The 674-nt window shown below is 47.3% G+C and carries 1 pseudogene; it reads right to left on the bottom strand.

Annotated features, from left to right (window positions below):
• Window positions 1-77 precede the first annotated feature (77 nt).
• Window positions 78-230 (bottom strand): annotated as a pseudogene (locus ABZJ92_RS22110) (Rha family transcriptional regulator); the annotation flags it as partial.
• Between the last annotated feature and the right edge of the window lie 444 nt (window positions 231-674).

The raw sequence follows: 674 nt of genomic DNA, 5'->3' as shown, positions 1-674 counted from the left end.
TGATGGAAATGGAAGCCACGCAAGCACCTTAAAATCACCATCATACACTAAATCAGTAAGTTGGCAGCATTACCCGCGTTAAGTTCTTCGAGCATCTTACGAATATCACGAAGGACATTTCGGTGCTCCTTGCCTGTCAGCTCAGCAATTTCAACTGAGGTCATGGACACAAGCTGGTCGAGGTTAATGATGCTGATTTCTTGTTGTGGTTGTTGTGGTTGTTGAGACATCGCTTGATTTCCTTTTTGTTTGCACCCTGAAGTCGCACCCCCACTGACCTACTCAAAGTCCCCAAGCGAAGGGAGACCAGCAGGACAACAGGATGCAAACAGAATGACTTTGAGATTGAATACTATGATGATGACGATGTAGCTGTGCGGAGCTACTGGGAGGGTCTCTCTAGGAGCCACTCTAGGGTCTCTCTAGGGTCTCTCTAGGCATCAGGCTATACGAAACTACAGGGCATCCTAAAGAATGACGTACAGGGCCATAGAGGACCATAGAGGGCCATAGAGTTAGCTTCTGGGGGTAATGCCTAGAGGAGACCCTAGAGAGACCTATAGAGAGACCATAGAGAAGACCTATAGAGAGACCCTAGATGAAGTGGTCAACAAAAACTGGCCACCGAGTTAGAGTTTTTCCAGTATCGATTTTCCGATTCGTTTGGGGGTAAC

The sequence above is a fragment of the Shigella sp. FJ200513 genome (assembly GCF_040495915.1).
GTDB lineage: Bacteria > Pseudomonadota > Gammaproteobacteria > Enterobacterales > Enterobacteriaceae > ECMA0423.
This window is presented reverse-complemented; position numbering and strand designations above follow the sequence as displayed.